22 protein-coding genes and 1 tRNA gene are annotated in these 18,739 nt (G+C 31.6%); 8 read left to right on the top strand and 15 right to left on the bottom strand.

Annotation, left to right across the window (positions count from 1 at the left end):
* Positions 1–46: 46 nt before the first annotated feature.
* From AC2D6V_RS04965 to AC2D6V_RS04950, 4 genes are all read right to left on the bottom strand, one after another.
* On the bottom strand, positions 47–1,996 hold the full coding sequence (locus tag AC2D6V_RS04965) for a T9SS type A sorting domain-containing protein (RefSeq protein WP_484646943.1): 1,950 nt from the start codon (positions 1,994–1,996) through the stop codon (positions 47–49).
* A gap of 92 nt (positions 1,997–2,088) precedes the next feature.
* On the bottom strand, positions 2,089–2,715 hold the full coding sequence (gene pth / locus AC2D6V_RS04960) for an aminoacyl-tRNA hydrolase (RefSeq protein WP_484646942.1): 627 nt from the start codon (positions 2,713–2,715) through the stop codon (positions 2,089–2,091).
* 81 nt (positions 2,716–2,796) lie between these two features.
* A complete protein-coding gene (locus tag AC2D6V_RS04955) occupies positions 2,797–3,444 on the bottom strand; it encodes a 50S ribosomal protein L25/general stress protein Ctc (RefSeq protein WP_484646941.1) in 648 nt (215 codons plus the stop codon).
* Between the two features lie 44 nt (positions 3,445–3,488).
* Positions 3,489–4,430: a ribose-phosphate pyrophosphokinase gene (locus AC2D6V_RS04950; RefSeq protein WP_484646940.1), complete on the bottom strand. Its 942-nt coding sequence runs from the start codon at positions 4,428–4,430 to the stop codon at positions 3,489–3,491.
* A gap of 190 nt (positions 4,431–4,620) precedes the next feature.
* Between AC2D6V_RS04950 and AC2D6V_RS04945 the strand changes: the two genes are divergently transcribed.
* Positions 4,621–4,702 (top strand) — tRNA-Leu (locus tag AC2D6V_RS04945).
* A gap of 107 nt (positions 4,703–4,809) precedes the next feature.
* On the opposite strand, the gene AC2D6V_RS04940 is transcribed toward AC2D6V_RS04945, so the two are convergent.
* From AC2D6V_RS04940 to AC2D6V_RS04915, 6 genes are all read right to left on the bottom strand, one after another.
* Complete coding sequence (locus tag AC2D6V_RS04940; protein WP_484646939.1) at positions 4,810–6,117, bottom strand: hypothetical protein; 1,308 nt, start codon at positions 6,115–6,117, stop codon at positions 4,810–4,812.
* A 228-nt stretch (positions 6,118–6,345) separates the two neighbouring features.
* The gene (locus AC2D6V_RS04935; RefSeq protein ID WP_484646938.1) at positions 6,346–6,585 is read right to left on the bottom strand and encodes a hypothetical protein; all 240 of its coding nucleotides are present in this window, start codon (positions 6,583–6,585) and stop codon (positions 6,346–6,348) included.
* 6 nt (positions 6,586–6,591) lie between these two features.
* Positions 6,592–6,885: a hypothetical protein gene (locus tag AC2D6V_RS04930; RefSeq protein WP_484646937.1), complete on the bottom strand. Its 294-nt coding sequence runs from the start codon at positions 6,883–6,885 to the stop codon at positions 6,592–6,594.
* A gap of 65 nt (positions 6,886–6,950) precedes the next feature.
* Positions 6,951–7,718, bottom strand: a complete 768-nt coding sequence (locus AC2D6V_RS04925) for a hypothetical protein (RefSeq protein ID WP_484646936.1) — start codon at positions 7,716–7,718, stop codon at positions 6,951–6,953.
* A gap of 272 nt (positions 7,719–7,990) precedes the next feature.
* Positions 7,991–9,673, bottom strand: coding sequence for a tetratricopeptide repeat protein (locus AC2D6V_RS04920; RefSeq protein WP_484646935.1), 1,683 nt, complete (start codon positions 9,671–9,673; stop codon positions 7,991–7,993).
* A 220-nt stretch (positions 9,674–9,893) separates the two neighbouring features.
* Entirely contained in the window at positions 9,894–10,397 is a 504-nt protein-coding gene (locus tag AC2D6V_RS04915) for a DUF4242 domain-containing protein (protein WP_484646934.1), read from the bottom strand.
* A 558-nt stretch (positions 10,398–10,955) separates the two neighbouring features.
* On the opposite strand from AC2D6V_RS04915, the gene AC2D6V_RS04910 reads away from it, so the two are divergent.
* Entirely contained in the window at positions 10,956–11,093 is a 138-nt protein-coding gene (locus AC2D6V_RS04910; protein ID WP_484646933.1) for a hypothetical protein, read from the top strand.
* 227 nt (positions 11,094–11,320) lie between these two features.
* On the top strand, positions 11,321–11,908 hold the full coding sequence (locus AC2D6V_RS04905; RefSeq protein WP_484646932.1) for a hypothetical protein: 588 nt from the start codon (positions 11,321–11,323) through the stop codon (positions 11,906–11,908).
* A gap of 203 nt (positions 11,909–12,111) precedes the next feature.
* Here AC2D6V_RS04905 and AC2D6V_RS04900 read toward each other — a convergent pair whose 3' ends face one another.
* From AC2D6V_RS04900 to AC2D6V_RS04880, 5 genes are all read right to left on the bottom strand, one after another.
* Positions 12,112–12,342, bottom strand: a complete 231-nt coding sequence (locus AC2D6V_RS04900) for a hypothetical protein (protein WP_484646931.1) — start codon at positions 12,340–12,342, stop codon at positions 12,112–12,114.
* A 60-nt stretch (positions 12,343–12,402) separates the two neighbouring features.
* Positions 12,403–12,573: a hypothetical protein gene (locus AC2D6V_RS04895; protein WP_484646930.1), complete on the bottom strand. Its 171-nt coding sequence runs from the start codon at positions 12,571–12,573 to the stop codon at positions 12,403–12,405.
* Positions 12,574–12,590: 17 nt separating this feature from the next.
* Positions 12,591–12,821 carry a hypothetical protein gene (locus tag AC2D6V_RS04890; RefSeq protein ID WP_484646929.1) on the bottom strand — a complete coding sequence of 77 codons (231 nt, stop codon included), beginning with the start codon at positions 12,819–12,821 and terminating at the stop codon, positions 12,591–12,593.
* Positions 12,821–13,876, bottom strand: a complete 1,056-nt coding sequence (locus tag AC2D6V_RS04885) for an endonuclease (protein WP_484646928.1) — start codon at positions 13,874–13,876, stop codon at positions 12,821–12,823. The genes AC2D6V_RS04890 and AC2D6V_RS04885 overlap by 1 nt, the downstream gene beginning before the upstream one ends.
* A gap of 302 nt (positions 13,877–14,178) precedes the next feature.
* Positions 14,179–14,445 carry a hypothetical protein gene (locus AC2D6V_RS04880; protein WP_484646927.1) on the bottom strand — a complete coding sequence of 89 codons (267 nt, stop codon included), beginning with the start codon at positions 14,443–14,445 and terminating at the stop codon, positions 14,179–14,181.
* 371 nt (positions 14,446–14,816) lie between these two features.
* Here AC2D6V_RS04880 and AC2D6V_RS04875 point away from each other — a divergent pair, with 371 nt between their 5' ends.
* The 5 genes from AC2D6V_RS04875 (at position 14,817) to AC2D6V_RS04855 (ending at position 18,737) form a co-directional block, all read left to right on the top strand.
* Positions 14,817–15,068: a hypothetical protein gene (locus AC2D6V_RS04875; protein WP_484646926.1), complete on the top strand. Its 252-nt coding sequence runs from the start codon at positions 14,817–14,819 to the stop codon at positions 15,066–15,068.
* Positions 15,069–15,110: 42 nt separating this feature from the next.
* Positions 15,111–16,241 (top strand): hypothetical protein, encoded by a 1,131-nt coding sequence (locus tag AC2D6V_RS04870; RefSeq protein WP_484646925.1) that lies wholly within the window; start codon positions 15,111–15,113, stop codon positions 16,239–16,241.
* 114 nt (positions 16,242–16,355) lie between these two features.
* Positions 16,356–17,258, top strand: coding sequence for a hypothetical protein (locus AC2D6V_RS04865; protein ID WP_484646924.1), 903 nt, complete (start codon positions 16,356–16,358; stop codon positions 17,256–17,258).
* Between the two features lie 167 nt (positions 17,259–17,425).
* Positions 17,426–18,190 (top strand): DUF6090 family protein, encoded by a 765-nt coding sequence (locus AC2D6V_RS04860; RefSeq protein WP_484646922.1) that lies wholly within the window; start codon positions 17,426–17,428, stop codon positions 18,188–18,190.
* A 16-nt stretch (positions 18,191–18,206) separates the two neighbouring features.
* Positions 18,207–18,737 (top strand): DUF4160 domain-containing protein, encoded by a 531-nt coding sequence (locus AC2D6V_RS04855; protein ID WP_484646921.1) that lies wholly within the window; start codon positions 18,207–18,209, stop codon positions 18,735–18,737.
* The last annotated feature ends 2 nt before the right edge of the window (positions 18,738–18,739 follow it).

Raw genomic sequence — 18,739 nt, 5'->3', positions numbered from 1 at the left:
CTGAATTATAGAGTCCTCTTTTGTTGTATTATTAATTTCAATACTTCTATTTTTTGATAAATCGTAAGGATATAGATTGACCATCTTTAATTATTTTCATAAAATAAAACCCTTCGCTAAGACTTTCAACATTAATACTAAGTTGAGAAGCTGCATCCACACGATTTTCTTTGACCAATTGTCCCAGCATATTATAAACTTTGTAAGTGTCTGGTAAATCACTATTCTGAGGTAATTTAATATTCAACTTACTTACAACTGGGTTAGGGTATAACACTATTTTATTCTTCTCAAAATAATCATTTACTCCTAAAGTTGCTGTATAAATGTTTGTTATTTCTGAATTAGTAAAGTTACCACCAATTGCAATTATATCGTCATTATCTGTTTTAAGCTCATATGAACCATTTCCATAGGCACAGCAAATACCATCATTTTCAGCGTCGAAAATTGTAAACTTATAACATTCATTAAGATTTACATTAAATTCTTCAATCTTAGTGCTATTGTTATCAGAAGTACTATAAGTTGGTGAAGACGCCAAAAGAGTATTACTACCATCCCTAAACTCCCAACTTGTTTCTGCAGCAAAATCATCCAAAACAAGCGTTAAAATTACTTTTGAAGCTGAACCGTAAATGTCACTTATTATAAAATTAGCGCTATCAGTGTTATTACAACTTCTTTGGTCTGCAGATCCATTAGCACTGGTAACATTAATATTAAAGATATGATTTCCAGCCGTTGAAGTAGCCAATGGTAAATTAACAAGCTCGGAAGCACCTTTCGCTAACGATCCTGTCCAGTTATATATTAAAGAAGAACCTCCATCGATATTATATGAAATACTTGCACTACTTAAAATAACATCTCCATAATTTGTAACTCTAATCGTAGGAGTCATATTAAAGGTACAACTAGGCGTATCTAAAAATACGACTTGTACATTTGCATCATTATTAACACCAGAAATTAAATCGTCAGTCGTTGATGAAACTAAACTAGACCTACTTCCAGCTAAAATAGCTTGCATTACGGTTTTTTGCCCATCTGTAAAGGTGTCAAAACAGACATCATCAGAATAATCCATATAATTCTCAATCATATCATCATCTACTTCGAGCGGACAGGTATCAGGAATAACTGTAGGACAACCATAATTAGGTTCACCACTAATAGGTGTGTCTGAAACACCATCATCAACACTACAATCACCATCTCCCCAAATATGGGCTAACCCTAAAAAATGTCCTACTTCATGAGTAGTAGTTCTTCCTAAGTTAAAGGGGCCGAATACCGTAACGTTTGGGTCATCATTGCTTCCAAAAAACTTATAATCTGTAACCACTCCATCTGTATTTGATGGCCCTCCAGGTCCTTGAGCATAACCTAAAAGTTGAGACCCACCTTTAAACTTTACTGTCCACATATTTAGGTATAAATCACGATCCCAAATGGATGTCGGTTTTAGCGCATTCATTTGATTTTGAGCATCTGATTGGCTACTTTCACTTATACCATCTTGCCCGATATTCACTCTATCTATTCCATTGGTTGTGCAACCACTTGGATCTGTTTTAGCTAAAACAAACTCTATTTCCACATCAACGCCACCGCCATCTCCTCTAGATCCATTCATTTTTCTAAAATCCTCATTAAGCACCTTAATTTGTGAAATCACTTGAGCATCACTTATATTGGGGCCACTACCTATAGGTTCTCCATTATGCAATATATGCACTACTACGGGAATTGTTATTACTGCTCTTTTACTTGAATTTAAAGACTTCTGAACATTGTATGCGTCAATTAACAGCCTCAATTTATCTTCAAAAACCTTACTCCCCATCATTGTGGGGTGTTCTTTTAAAAGTTGTTGGTTATATTCATAGGTCCCACAACGATCTAATTTCCTTGGCTTTTTATCATTTTGACCGAAAGTTAAAAAGCTCGCAAAAAACAGAATGGTGAAGATTATACCAATAGGTTTTTTCATAATAATATTTTTTTGATTCTGAGGGTACTTACTAACAATAATACGATTTTAATAAGAGTCTATCAAATGTTTGATTAATTACAGTAGCCCTTTTACGTTCCATTAAAAGCATTCATAGTATTGTTAACACCTGCTAAAACAAACGATTTTATTAGACCAACCGATTTTTCAAATCGTTCGAGTAGTTTTTCGTTTTCATCTTTGGACCACTCACCTAAGACATAATCAGTTTGCCTCCCCTTACCAAAGGCATCACTAATTCCGAATCTAAATCGGTTATATTTTGTGGTATTCAATTTATCTTGAATATCCTTTAATCCATTATGTCCTCCATCACTACCTTTAGTTTTTACACGAATGCTTCCGAAAGGCAAATTTAAATCGTCAGTAATGACCAATAGATTTTCTAAAGGAACTTTTTCCTTCGTTAACCAATACTGAACAGCTTTTCCGCTTAAATTCATATAGGTACTTGGCTTTAAAAAAATGAAGGTTCTCCCTTTTAGTTTATAGGTGGTCACATCTCCTAACTTTTGGGTTTCAAAAGTTAGATCTTCCTTTTTAGCAAAATAATCTAATATTTTAAAGCCTATATTATGACGCGTATTTTCGTATTCCTCGCCAATATTACCTAAGCCAACAATCAAAAATTTCTTCATAGGATTTTGCTCTTTTACATATGTTTTTTTTCTAAATAAATTGATTAAAAACTGACACATAAAAGTTTCTTCTTTTAACAAAAATAAAAAAGCATCCCGAATAAATCAGGATGCTTTTTACTATTTAATTGAGAATAATTTCTATTCTTGAGCTACTGGTGCTTCCGCCCCTTCTGCTGCTGGTGCTTCCGCTCCTTCTGCTCCTTCTTCTAACTCTTCTTCATCTTCTTCATCTTCAATCGCAACTCGAGATGTACTAACTCGACATACTACAGTGTTATCGTTATGTAAAAAAGTGTAATCTCCACTAGGTAAATCACCTACAGCAACTTTATCACCAATTTTTAAAGGTGTAATATCTATCTCTATAAAATCTGGTAAGTTTGCTGGTAAAGCTTTAATACGAAGTTTTCTGTTATTTCTTTTTAAAACACCTCCATTTTTAACACCTTTAGAGTTACCAACAAGTTGTACTGGGATGTTTAATGCAATTTCTTTATCTTCAAATAATTGATAGAAATCTATGTGCAAAATTCTATCTGTTACTGGGTGAAATTGAATGTCTTGAAGTACTGCGCTTAAAGTTTCGCCGTTGTCTAGCTCAATCACAACTGTATGCGCGTTAGGCGTATATACTAGTTTTGAGAAAGCTAATTCTGGTGCTGAGAAATGCACTGGCTTGTCTCCTCCGTATAATACGCAAGGAACCTGACCAGCATTACGTAAGGCTTTTGTTGCTTTTTTGCCCACGCTTTCTCTTTGAGATCCGTTGATTGTAATTGATTTCATTTTCTATTTATATAATTTAATTAATATTCTTTTTTTAAGTGACTTTACATCACAAATTTTGAACTTATTGATTGATTGTTGTGAACTTTCTCCATTACCTGTGCAAATAAATCTGAACAACTTAAAACTTTAATTTTATCACTTAAAGTTTTAACCGGAATAGAGTCTGTAACTATTAATTCTTCTAATTTTGAATTGTTTATATTTTCATATGCGTTACCAGATAGAATAGGATGTGTACAAATAGCTCTTACACTAAGTGCTCCACGCTCCATCATTAAATCTGCTGCTTTTGTTAGTGTGCCAGCGGTATCAACCATATCATCCACCAATACAACATTCTTTCCTTCTACATTACCAATAAGTTCCATGTGAGAAATCACATTAGCTTTTGCTCTTTGTTTATAACAGATAACTACATCACTTTTTAATGCCTTAGAATACGCATAGGCTCTTTTAGAACCTCCCATATCTGGAGAAGCTATTGTTAAATTATCTAAATTTAAACTTCTTAAATAAGGCAAGAAAATAGTAGATGCAAATAAATGATCAACAGGTCTTTCGAAAAAGCCTTGTATTTGGTCGGCATGCAAATCCATAGTAATAATGCGAGTTGCGCCGGCTGATTCAAGCATTTTGGCCACCAACTTAGCTGCAATTGGCACTCTCGGCTTATCTTTTCTGTCTTGCCTTGCCCATCCAAAATATGGTAATACTGCTGTTATATGTCTTGCTGATGCACGCTTAGCTGCATCAATCATTAACAACATTTCCATTAAATTTTCTGGTCCTGGATTGGTAGAACCTATAATAAAAATTCTAGTTCCTCTAATAGATTCTTCATAAGACGGCTGAAACTCACCATCACTATAAGTAGAAGTAATTACATTACCTAAATCTGCTCCAAAAGCCTTAGCAATTTTTTTACCAAGAATCATACTTTGTGTACATGCAAAAATTTTAGCTTCTGTAATTACAATAGGCATAGTTAACTAGTTGTTTTGCAGTGCTAAACAGCACCTTATTTTAAGCGAGGTGCAAATTTATACATTTATTTTAACCTAAAAAGTATATTGACTGGTATTTTTACGATTAATATTGAAAAAATCTATATTTTTGCTGTCCAAAATGCTCAAGTGGCGATCCCGATGGCTATCGGGAGGTAAACGCTGAAATGCTCAAGTGGCGGAATTGGTAGACGCGCTGGATTCAAAATCCAGTTTCTTCGGAAGTGTGGGTTCGATTCCCACCTTGAGTACTAAATAACCCTGTTAATCATTTGATATACAGGGTTTTATTATTTTTATAGTAGCGGTATAGTAGCGGCTTAGTGCTTATTCTCTCATTATCCTTCCATTATTAGCTCTAGTTATTTATTATTTCTGTTTTTACAATTTTCGGTGTTGGTCTTGTCCAAGTACTTACGTACTGAACAATACCCTCATAATATTCTAAAACCATATTATCAATCAGAACTATAAATTTTTTCACGCTCGCAAAACCTGCCCCAAATCCTCTGTTCAAAGTGATTTTGAATGCTTGAATATCTTTGTCTTTAGTCAATTCAATTAACTCGTCTAATTCCGATAATTTGACTTTTATGTTGGCTTTAGCATATTTAATGTCAGCTTCGATTATTAATTCCTTTTCCAATTTTGAAAACAAAACATCATTTTTCTTTTTGCAATTTTCCAATTGTTTTCCAATCCAAGTAATTTTTGCCTTATTACCTCTATCTAAAGGTGGTGTCAACTTAACTGACATTGCGACCATTCGCCTTTCAAATTCAGCGATAAGTTTTATGTCAGAAGCTGCATTTTTAATAATTAATTCTCCTGTAATACAATTATCGTTTATAACTTTCTTAATGTCCTTTTTGAGGCTTTCTGTATTTTTAGATGAGGATTTAACTAAAACTCCAAGTTTTCTGCTTAAAAGTAAAGCCATATCTTTTTCCTCCTCATACCAACTTAGAACAGCTTCCTCAATAAATTTATCTGATTGTTTTAGAGCTTTTTGCGCTCTGATACTTTCGGCAAGTTCCTTCCAACCTGCCTTCATTTGTATGAAACCAGATATACCAGACACTGAACTTTCAAAATAATGCAAAGCTTCTGACATTATCTCCACTTGGTCATCGTCCTGTATATTAACGTCATTTTTGAAAAGTAATATCCTGCCTTTAGTTATTAAGTAAGTCCATGAGAAATGATACAATGAAATGTTTCTAGGAACCTTAACTTTTACAGGTGAATGTGTCGAGTCTGCAACAAACTCGTTTGATACAGTTACTAACTTATTTACCTTTAAGTTTCTTGAAATTGAAAGATAGTCTTCGACTTGTTTATGGTCAATTCCATTGTTTTTGTTTTTCATTTCAAAGAAAACAGCATCGGCAATTATTCCTTTTGTAACAACTATTATTAATCCATCTATTCGAGATGAACTGATGTCAGGAAAAGAGGCTTCGGTATAATAATATGCTTTCCCAGCTCTACTTAACTTGATACTTTTAAAGATTCCGTCTCTATATTCTTTAACTAATCTTACTGTTGATAAAAATATTGACGTTAGAGCCATTTCATCACCAGTTTTCAAAGTCGGAATTAACTTGGCTTGTTGTAATTTGATTTGACCGCTTTGAACAAATAAGTCAAAGTCAGTTTTTTTCATTCCGACAAGTTTGGTTAGTTTTTTTTGAATCATATCTGTCTTTATTATTATTGTGGTTAATTAGATCTAACAGTCTAGTATAAGAATATCAGCGGATTTTCACGTACTAAATTTTCGGTTGAACACAGACCTTTTTTATATTTACTTACTTTCGTTTAAAGATTATACCGCTATTATTTTTATACATTGTTGGCAAACGTTTTTACTTTTGGAAATTCTTTTGTCATTTCAAATGTTTGCTATTACAAATATTAAAGAAATCACAGCAAAGTAAATTCCAAAATTATTATCCTTTCTAAATTTCGAAATCCCGAAACCAATTAAAGCAGAGGCTAATAAAAAAGGTAAGGAATATGCTATTGTACTACCTATTGGGTATTGACTATTTTGCCAATTAAAATAAAGAGTATAACTAATTCCCATAATTACACCAATCATATTTTTATTTTCTTTTGTGAATTCTAACATATTCTTTTATAAACTAAAGATGACAAGTAAACCTACAAAAATGGATATTAAAATCATAAACACTCTATGATTCCACTTTTTCAAAAATAAGCGTGACAATAAATAAAAAGGTGCAGAAAATATAATGGCACAAAACATAGTTCCGATAATCCAAAACATTAAACCTCGTTCTTCATATCCTTCCATTTTAGATAAACCATTTGGGTTAAATCCAAAAAGGATAACTTTTAAAAATATCGCAACTGCCATTATAAACCACCAAAGGATATATTGTTTGGAAAAAATCGAATGAATTTTCATTATGCTATGTTTTTTGGTTTACCATTTAGCGAGCAATGGATTATAGCCAGTGTTAGCCACTGTACTTAATTCGTTTTTGTAGCTTTATATCCTACACTTGCCAAATCTCCGTCTTTGTCAAATAGTGCCATATTAAGATTTTGGTCAATTGTATAATATTCTCCGTATTTACTTCCTTTCACGTAATAATCCGAACCTTTTTTAATAAGTATTTCAGTTTTTTTATCAAGAACGTCTTTTATTATTACTCCAATATATTCATTCCCTTTTTTATAAATTTCGTAGGGATAACTTTCTTTGAGTGTACTATTTGATATTGTCCATTTCCCAAAGAACTCATAATCTTTTTTCAATTGGTCGTAACTTGAAATTTCAGAAGAAGTTGGTTTTTCGTCTGTAATTGGTTTGTCCGAAATAGCTTCGTTGAATATTTTATTGAACGTCTTTGTGACTTCCGTTTCGCTTCCTTTCGAGCCAACATAAGCCATTCCTAATTGTTCTAAATCTTCAATTAAAATACCTTTTTTTATTAAGAGTTTGGAATCTGGATTTTGCTTAAATTCTCTGACTTTTTTAAGCCATTCACTATATTTTCCACCTTCTCCAAATCCGAATTTTTTGAAGTCAGCATCGTTTTTAAATCCGATTAATTCTGCGTACAAATTTTTAAATACATTAAATGCGTTTTCAATTTTTTGAGATTCATCAATCTTTTGCGTTTCGTCAATCTTTTCGACTTTCTCGATTTTGACAGGTTCTTCTTTTTTTGTTTCCGTCTTACACGCAGTAATTGTGATGAAAATAACTACTGCAAATATTAATGCTTTGTTCATAGTTGGTGGTTTTTTCGCATTGTGGCTAACGGTCTTGTGTATGAAACGTAGCGTGTAAAAAGACGCTTAATTTTCGGATTAAACACAGAGCCGAATTTTTATGCTTTGTTTTTATTTTTTTCAATAAGCCAAATTTAAAAATTTGGCGGTATTTGTAAATAAGCACATAACTTGTGATTTAGCACTTAACAACTATGTTTTATACACGGTGTTGTACCCAGTAGATTTTTGTTTTTTTCTTTAAATCAGTTTGTTTAAGTTTTCATGTCAAATTATATTTTTTCAATATACTCTTTCGCTTCCTTTATTTCTTGTCTGTCACTAGACGAGTTTTCTGTAAGTGTTATTAATGCTTTGAAATAGGTTTCAGCCTTTTCAGTTATACCAGATTGTTTAGCTGCAATAGCTGCACCATATATACCATTAAAACGGTTTGGTCGAATTCTTAAATTTAGTTCATAGGCATCTAAGGCTTCAGCAGGTTTGTCCAGCTTCATTAATAAATCTCCTAAGAGTTCTTGAGCAGATAAAACCTCACCTGGTGTTATAGGTTGTTTTTCTGTATTATATTCCAATTCAGCAGATGTTCTCATTAATGCTAATGCTTCTTGATTGTTTCCTTCTAAAAATTTAATCCAGGCATCGGCCGCTTTTACCATAATTAATACTTGGGTAGCCATATAATTATCTTCTCTTTTCACTAAATATTGATGACATATTTTTAACAACTCAAAATTTTCTTTTGCGTCGTCAATATTATTGGTATTCACAGCTCCTAAAATTCGCGCAAAATGTGTAATTCCATTGGGCCATGGGAATTTCTCTGTTGTATATTTATCAGAAATCATTTCTAGTTCTGAAGCTTTAGTCCATTGTCTAGTTTCTAAATAAAAACGTGCTGGAATGGAAGCAGAGGCATATGCAGCTTTACGTTCTACTTGACTTATATTATCTATTGATTTTAAGTAGTTGACTAATTTTTGAGCCTCTTCGAGTTTTCCGACCTGTAAATAAGCATAAACTAAATAATCTGTTCCGTGTATTTCTTCATCCCAATGGCCATCCATTTCTACTTGTTCAGCATAGCATTTAGCTGCATTAGTAGCATTGTTATTTGATTGAATGGATTCCTCCCAAAGCCCCAAGCGAGTAAAAATGTGAGATGGCATGTGCTGTGCATGTGCTGAAGCTGGGGCTATAGCGGCATATCTTCTAGCTGCATCTAAAGCTTGATTAGCTAACCCAGGATAGTCAAAACTATGAATGATGTAATGCGTTATTCCTGGATGGTCTGGTTGGTCGGCAAAAAGATCCTTTAAAATAGCAGCTGCTTTCAATTGGTTTTTATAAGTTTTGTCTGTAAGGGCTGCGGCTGCGACTAAAGCATACGAATAGAAAATAGCAGCTTCAATATCATCAGAATATTTTGTGTGAATTTTTTCCATGGCGTTTGCATAATTATTCATTCTGGTTTTATGCTTAACCTCAGTCCAATTAGTGTACAATTCGGCAAGAGCCTCAATATAATCTGTTTCTTTTTCGGATTTATTAGAAATAGCACGCGCAATTTTAATAGCGGAAGCTCCCTCTTTAAATTGTGCATTTGTGGGAGGCCTCCATAATGAATAAAATTTACACATAGCTACACCCCAATATGCCATAGCACATTCAGGGTCGTTAGCAATTACTTTCGCAAATGCTTTTTGAGCTTCATCGTGTTCAAAAGAGTGTAATAATGAAATAGCTAAATTAAAGTTATCACGAGTTTCATAACTACAAGAAAGTGCCCAGTCAACTTTTCCGAAATCACCATTACCACATAAAAGAATATCACCTTGAAGCAAATTTAAAGAGGTTAACTCCGTATTAAATTTTTGAGTATTATTTTTGCAGGCAAATAAAAAAACTAATAAAATTGTGGATAAGGTTAACCATATTTTTTTTGAATGCTTCATAGTTAAGGTATTTAATTATTTTTTTTTTGCTGCTATTGGGTACAACGTGTTCGTGTATGGTTTCGTTGCGTTGAGTACTAAGTTAGCAAAAAGAAAGAAAACCATTGTTCAGCAGCGAGGAAATTCCGAAAGGAATTTCGACGCAATGAACTATACACGTTGTTATGGGCTGGTTTTTGATTCTAATGATACAGTTTGAGTAGATGGCTAGCTTATTGATTCATTCAGCAGTAGTTGGGTCAATGACCGTTTCTACTTTACTTACAGAATTAGCAGGAAAACCTCCTTGTTTTGCGTGTTCACGAACCATCTCCACGTTTGGAGCAGTATACACACAATAAATTTTGTCTTCTGTCACATAACTATGCATCCAATGTATTTCTGACCCCATTTCTTCTAACACACCACAAGATGTTTGCGAAATAGCTTTTAGTTCTTCGGCTGTTAAATTACCTGCTCCTGGAATTTCTCTTTCAATGACATACATATTCTGATTTGATTCTACTGCTTCAGACCTAATAATATCTGCGGAGGACGATTTATTCGATGTGCAATTAATTAGAGTAAACGTCAAGGTTAAAATAAATATAAATTTTAAAAATAATACATTATTGGGGAGCTTCTTCTTTTGACATAATAATATTTCCATCGTAATTATATTTAGTGTTCCTACTCGTTTGGCTTTTCGGTTTCGCCCAGTTTTTTGATGGTTTCTTGCTTCCATTTTTAATTCTTATAAAGATATGAATTTTTTAGTCTTTAATTTTTCACTTGCCCATAACTAGGGAATAAATACAATTGCGTTTATTTCCATTTTATCATTTTGGTTTTTCCTCAATACAGCGAAATCTAAGAGGTTTTTTATATTTTTGTAATGAACTAAAATAATGAATTTTTGTAAGCATAGTATTATAATTTGTTAACTTTTAACAATTATATAAATCTCTAAGAAGAGAGTTGTTGTATCCCGTGTTAGACGTCAACAAAAAGTTAACTTTTAATGGGTTAGTTACTTAAATCGATTAAATGTTAACTGAGAAAGTAGATAAGAATAAACCTAATATATAATCTTCATAACATCCACCACAATTTTTCAGATTTTATTTTAAGTATGTGTAAAAGGGTATAATCTCACCTAAAATCCACACTTTTAACTAAAAATCAACACTTCAATTTTTTATTTTGTCTTTGGTAATGTTTTAAGAAGTCTTCTATTAGGTTGAAATTGTAACTACTTGATATAATACAAATTACATCTATTTTATTGATGAAAAAGTTATAAATGAACTATTATAAATGGTTTAGAGCATTAACACCTCTCAAAGTCACCATTTTTATTGGGATTTCAGAAAAAATTATTATGCATCATTATATTCCTGTACCCTCTTTTGATATTTGGGGGGCATGGGGCTTGTTTTAACCTTACACATCGACCAATTAGAGTGTTTTACAGTTCTATGATGGTATTTTAGATGGAAATTATAATATTCTCAATTATGAACACTTTTTTTTATGATAACACTTTTATTATGTTAATTTATAATAATATTCGTTAAATATTGGTTAAAAATATAGATATAGTGTAATAAATTAAATTTTTGTTCGTCATTTGATATATAGATTAAAAGAACTTAAAACCAAAAAGTCATGTATAAATTAGCTTTCCTTTTTAGCATGTTGCTTACATTTAATGCAAATGCTAATTCAAAGAAATCTTCTGACCTTTGTTCAGAATGCAAAACCGAAAACTTTGAAGAATGTACTTTAAGAAAAACTCTTTTCAGTAGTAACGAAAACCTTCAAGCCAGTAATTTAGATATCAGCACTATTGAACTTGTTGAAATTGAAGAGGATGTAGAACTTAATTTTGATACAAAGCAATATTTGCCAAAAGGCTTTAACGCTTTAAAGGGTAAAGATGATTTAGATTGGAATACTATTGAACTTGTTGAAATTGAAGAGGATGTAGAACTTAATTTTGATACAAAGCAATATTTGCCAAAAGGCTTTAACGCTTTAAAGGGTAAAGATGATTTAGATTGGAATACTATTGAACTTGTTGAAATTGAAGAGGATGTAGAACTTAATTTTGATACAAAGCAGTATTTACCAAAAGGCTTTAATGCTTTATATAGTGAAGATGTTTTAGGTCAGTCTATAGCTAATATGGTATTATTAGAAATTGAGCAAGAATTGGGTTACAAATTAACCAAGAAAATCTACTGTTCGCTATAATAGTATAGCATCTAAAGAAAAGAATATTTATACAATCAAATCATCAATCATAATAAATCTACAAAAAGGATGCTGTTAATTCACATCCTTTTTTTTATTGAAACTATTTAAGCCTTGTGATTTTATATTGAAACTTTGGAGCATACTTGTCAAGAAGATGACCGCTTTTCTATCAAGAAATATTTAAAATGAGTTTTATAACATTAACTAAATTCACCACTCATAGCACCAACTGCTAGAACTACAATAGCAATTCCACATAATGAAATAATAGTTATAACCAAAGTGATAAAAAAAACAACTTTCCAGCATCCTCTATTTTCATTTTCGCTACTTTTTTTTCTTAAACCATTTCTATAACCAAATATCATCAAAGGCAACAGGATGATAAAAAACAAAACAAATAAATTAGTAAGTATATCTAAAAAATCCATATTCAGTATTATTAATTCTCAAGTAAGTTATTTAAAAAAACAGAAAAACGGGTTTAGTTACTAATTAAGTGTGTAGATTAATATTAAGCCAACAACTATAACAACAACAATTACAATAACTATTACAGACTCAATATTATTAATTATTCTAATAGGTTTTAAAATATCACGTTGGTACTCAATATTCTTTTTCAAAGGTTCATTTGGTTGCTTATCTTCTTTAGTCTTCATATTAGATAAATATAAACCTAAATTTTAAGATTTGAATACTTATCTAAACTATGACCATATTTAAAACTCCTTACTTCAGTAATAGTGTTATTCTCTCCATCATAAACAACCTCAACAAAGAATTTATCTATTGCATAACAGTTGATGCGAATGTCTTTAGTTGCATAGTTGTCTAAAAAAGTACCGTATTGGTTAACTGCTTCCATTCGTTCGTTTAGTTCTAATGTATTAAACTCGTATAAGGTCATCAGTTCTTAATAAACTTAAAAGTGGATACTTCCTCTTGCTCTTTCACTTGCAAATAGTAAAAACCATTTTTTAATTTCCCTACATCTAAATAATTGTTTGTTTGTGGTAGTCTTATTTTTTGTCCATTAACATTATAAACTGTTATATCAATATAAGTTGAAGTGTTGTTAGTTATGTATAAACGGTCACTCACAGGAACAGGATAAATTTTCACATGATTAAGATTTAATTCCATTGTGCTTAATATACCCCATTTATCTTCAGCAGAATCTCCTCCCCAAATTTTAGTTGCTAGGTACGGATTGTCAATAAAAGGGTTTCTATTGCCTTGCATTGACTCTAAAACAGTATTTCTTTGAGTTTCATAAGTAGATACTGGGTCTTCAACATTCCATTGCAGAAAAACATCAGGCATGTCAGCATGATTTGTATTAGTTCCAGTTCCAATATCATTAGCAGGACATTGAGCAGGATATCTTAGGTGCATGTACATAATTATGCGAGCAACATCTCCTTTCCATTCATCTCCAGGATACCAGTTACCACTGCTAGTAATGTGAGAATTTACATTTGCATTACTTTCTTGAAATAATCTATTACTTCTTGTACTATTCATATTTCCGTCACATGCTCTTAAATTATGAGCATCTGTTCCAGAGCCTGGATCATCGGTTGTTAAAGAAGGGCTTGCAATGGATTTAGCATAAACATGTTCTCTATTCCAAAGACCTCCACAAGATGATGTGTGACAGGACAAATCTTTATCTCTAGTATAATCAGTTTCAGAATCACCATCATCATTATCAAACCCATAAAATAGCAGAACATTTTGAGTGTCTCCAGGAACTAAATCTGTTTGCTTTACAGCATCCCATGTATCAGGCGAACTTGATGTATAAGGCAACGGATTGGTATGTGTAGAACCAATTAAAATCACAAGGTCTTCTTCCAATTCAGCACCATTTTGACTAAAATCTAGACCATCGTAATATGCTGGAATTTGAGCAAATGAAACAAATGAAAATAGATATAGTAAGAGTAAGAGTTTGTTCATTACTTAAAAGTAACTTTTTTTTGTAAATACGTTACAATGTAAAAGGTCATTTTAAACGATTTAATAAAGACAATTCTTCACATTTTCGTAAGCATCTTTGCAAACAAAGAGTAGACCAATTGCCAAAACAATGAATATTAAAACAATTATTAAAATAGTCTTTAATGTTATTTTTTTTTGTTTCATACTAATTTAGCGTAATGTTATCCCAGCCAATATTACCACAATAATAAAAAGTATAAATAAGATTTTATCATGCTTCTCGTCATCCATGATTTAAAGATAAAAAGAAATCTATTTATCTATTCAATATTTAGTATCATTTCTTTGAATAAAAGTTCAGGTTTTAAATTTCCTGTTTGTTCGGTTAGTTTGATTTCTTCTTTATGAATAATAATATCATATTTGTAAAACTGGTCAGTTCCTTTATTGGCACTTTTAACCTTATTTAAACCATTTATAACACCCTCTAAATAGATAATGTTCATCATGCGCCTAAATTGGTAATTATCAAAATTGGGTTGTCCGTTCTCCTTGACCATGAAAGAAAAATATTTTGTGTATTGCATTTAGAGAGTTAATTTAAATAAAAATTTATTAGATAAGTTATTATTGATAGCTTAATATTGTAGCAATTAATAAATTCAGTTTTTTATAGAAAACATACTACTATGAACAAAAAAAATAAAGTTTTAGCATATTATTTAATTGTGCTTTTAGGTTTTGTCTTAATTGTTTTGGGTATTGTTTGTGCTATTTATCTTTTTGACACTATTTCATATTTGGAAAGTAAAGTTCAGTACAAAATATATCTATTTCTTGTTTTAGCAATTCTATTCATTTTTAATGGAAAAAGAATTTTATCAAAATTCTATAATGATAAAATCAAGAAATAAATGTTTATCTAATAATTTCAAACACGGTATTATCAAAAACAATTATGGAACATTTCATCGGTTTTCTGCCAATTATATTAATGATTATTGTTGGATATTTTATTTATAAATATTTCAAAAACAAAAAATCAGAATTTATAAGTAAAGAAGATGAACAAAATGAAAAATTATGGAAAAAAGCAAGATGGGGCCTTTACATCATTATTCCACTCATTGCCTTTTTTGATGTTATAAATAATGTTGTAAGTAATTTCAAAAACTTCAGTATAGCCATCCAAAATAGAGTAATATACTGAACAAACATACGCATATAAACAAGTTAGGCAAAATAGAACAAAATGAAAATAAACCTTTTACTAATTGCTGGAGTTTGTATTCTGATAACAGCATGCCAAAATCAGAAGAATGATTCTCAATCGAGCTTTGAAAGCAAGAAATTAGAGAGTCAATTTGACTTGCCTGATAGTTTGTCAACAAGAAGAATTTCTTTAGTTCTTGACCTAAAAAAATCCGTTGCTGAAAGTACTTGGTCTGACTTTGGGACAAAGAATAACGAAGGAACTTTAATTTACTTCGATGCAGATTGGTCTGAAGTGTTCTTCCCAGACTCGGAAGTGGTTAATAAATTACACAAATCCAAAAAACACAGTGACAATTACTGGCTAACAAAAAGGACAGACAGTATTCCTTATCATATGGAAGTAATGATTAGTTTCAATGAAGAAGATTCTTTAGAATTCTTCTTTAAGAATCCTGTAGAGCAATATTCTTCTGTTGAAGAAATTGGAAAATACATCCCTTCTGTTGAAAGCACAGAAATGTGGTCAACCATGGTTGTTCATGAAATGTTTCATCATTTTCAGTATAACAATTCGAAATACGTAAAATATGCGGAAACAGTAATCGGAGTTTTACCTTTCGACTCCAGAAATTTAGTCGCCCTTTGTCAGGAAGATAAACAGTTCTTGTCCATGATTCGAAATGAGAATAACATTTTAATGACTGCGCTTACTGAAGAAGATAAAGCCATATGTGACTCATTGGTTTCAGCGTATTTAAATACACGAAATAAAAGGATTACAAAATACAATAAAGAACACCCACATTTGGAACAAGTAGAAAACTATTACGTCATTCAAGAAGGGTCAGCCAGATACATTGAATATAAAAGTATGTTTATTCTTAACAGCTATTTTAACAATCCAGATGCGCCAGTAATCATTAATGATCCAAAGTTTATTAATTATACAGAATTTGAAGAAATAGACTTGAATAATGATGCTTTTAACTACCTCGTATATGCTGGTGCAACTGATTATCATTATACAATTGGTTTCAACACTATGCGTCTATTAGATAAGCTACAATTTGAGTACAAAAAAAACTTGCTAGATCAACCAGAAAAAGGGCTACATGAATATCTAGAGGAGTATATAAATACTTTGCCTAACAAAACCTATAAGCAATAGCTCCCTGCAGGGCGCTACTGCTCATAGCCAAACCGTTAGCATACATTACGGAAATCCGCAATAACCATTAAATTTTTCGTGATAGATTTACAATTATTACAAAGCATTAACAGAATGAAAAGAAAATTACTTGCACTTACTTTCGGATTATTAACATTATTTAGTTGTTCAGATGGAGAAACCCAAAAGCAGTTATCTGAATTAAAAACTGAACTTGAAAAAACAAAAGCGGAATTGAATAACTGTTCGGCTGAATTGACTGAAATAAAGAATACTGCAGAAAACAGATTTATTCGAGCAAAAAAACTACTTACCGAAAATAATCTGAATGGAGCGAAAACAGAGTTTAGAGGAATTGTAGATAATTTCAAAGGAACTAATGATGCAACAATTGCCACAAAAGAAATCGCAAAGATTGACAGAACAATTGAACAAAAAAGAATTGATGCGGAAAGAAAAAAAGCACTTGGATATAAAGTTTTAAAACCAACTACAAGAGTTAAATTCGGAGATTTATCACTACGTTTTGATAAGATTTGGAAAGGAAAACGTTGGTCTTTTGACGATTATGGAAGTCAATACTTTTTGAGAGATGCGAAAAGAGGAAACAGTCATATAATGGCAAGAGTTTCAATAACGTCTGACAATAATAATCCATCGTTACCACCAATTTTGGTATATCAAATGAACAATGGAGAATTGAAACTTTTAGGAACACTTGGATATAAATTTAGAAGATGGGAAGATTACGGTTCATATCTTGGAAATACTGCCGATTATGGAAATAGTTTTGCTCATTCTAAAACAATACCTTTCAATTGTGGTTTGGAATTATCGAATGATGACTTGAAAAGTGGAACAATCTATGTCGTACTAAAAAAGCAAGGGTGTTTTAATCGAACTAAAGTCGACTATGGAAATCCTGAAATTGCTTATCGAGAAAGTTCTTGTAATCCAAAAAGAATATTAAAAGTTGAGGACTTCGATAATGATTATGAATTATTAAAGAAACTATAAATAACGTATGCTAACAACGTATAAAATTAATTGCTTTGGCAAGTGCTCATCTGGAAAATTCCTTCGGAATTTTCTCGCGTTCGTTTTTGTTTACTAAATTAGTTGCTCAAACACGCAACTAACCATACACAAAACCGTTAGCCTTCATTATGACCAACCTTTGACCCATGATAAAATTCTTTAGGAAAATTAGACAAAAATTGCTCTCTGAAAATAAATTCAGCAAGTATCTGATTTACGCAATTGGAGAAATTATTCTGGTAGTTATTGGAATTCTAATTGCCTTGAGCTTAAATAATTGGAAAGAAGAAAAACAACTGAATAAATTAGAAAAATCAACGCTAAATGCTTTGATTGGTGAATTTGAAACAAATAAAATTTCTCTCCGAAATTACTTGGATATTTTAAAAGAGGATATGATGTATGCTGATAGCGTACGAATGCAACTTGGTCCAAATAAACCAACATTATCAGTTGATGAGATGAACAAATGGTTTGGACAAATTGGAGCAACAACTAGGTGCGAAATTTCCACAGATATTCTTGAAGATGTTCGTAGTTCTGGAAATTTAAAGATTATTTCAAGAGCTGATATTAGGAGAAATATAGGGAAATGGACTTCTAGCTTACAAGTGTTTCAAAGGGAAGAAGATGATTGGGCTAGTGAGTTTTCTGCTGAATTTTATCCATATACCAACAAATGGCTATCTTGGGATGATGTAGATAAAATTAGTTCCCCTAATAATCCAAGAAATTTTAAATCAAAATTCGAAATTGATCCAAGAGTCATGTTGCAAGAATTCGAATTTTCCAATATCATGTCAATACATAATTGGCGAATGGAAAGAGTATATGTCCTTACAGAAAAATTGTTAAAGCAAACTGAGAAGGCATTGGAACTCATAAAAAGGGAAATCAAAAACAAAGGCTAACAACGTGTAAAAAACATTGCTTATTTTAGTTAAGCCGTTTGGTAGTTGCGCTTTTGCTGGCTTCTTATTTTCCTTCGGAAAATCCTCGCACACAAACACGCAACGTTCCTTACACATAAACGTTGGCAGTAATTTAAATGAACTCTTAACACAACATTTAGACTTGATGGAAGAAGCAATAAAAATATTAAACCAAGAATCTTTGAGTTTAAAAAAGTCTATACAATTAATAGACATGTTAAGTGAACGCTCTAATTCTCATTCTGGCAAACCAGTAATTAAGCACCTCATATTTAAACCTGACACAAATGTGAAAATAAAAATGTATCAGGAAAATCATAAAGAACCTCATGTTCATGTTGACATTGGTAGAGGCAATCATAATGCAAGTATAGCTATTAGAAATCAGCAAGTCCTAGCTGGACAAATTGAAAGAAAATACGAAAAAAAAGTGCTGAAATGGATTGAAAAAAATCAAGAGAACTTGCTGATTGTTTGGAATAAAATGCAAGATGGAGAAGTTGTTAATCTATCAACTCTAAATTAAAG

It is taken from the genome of Algibacter sp. YIN40, assembly GCF_057219435.1.
Note: the sequence above shows the minus strand (reverse complement) of the source record. Positions and strands in the feature narration are given on the sequence as shown.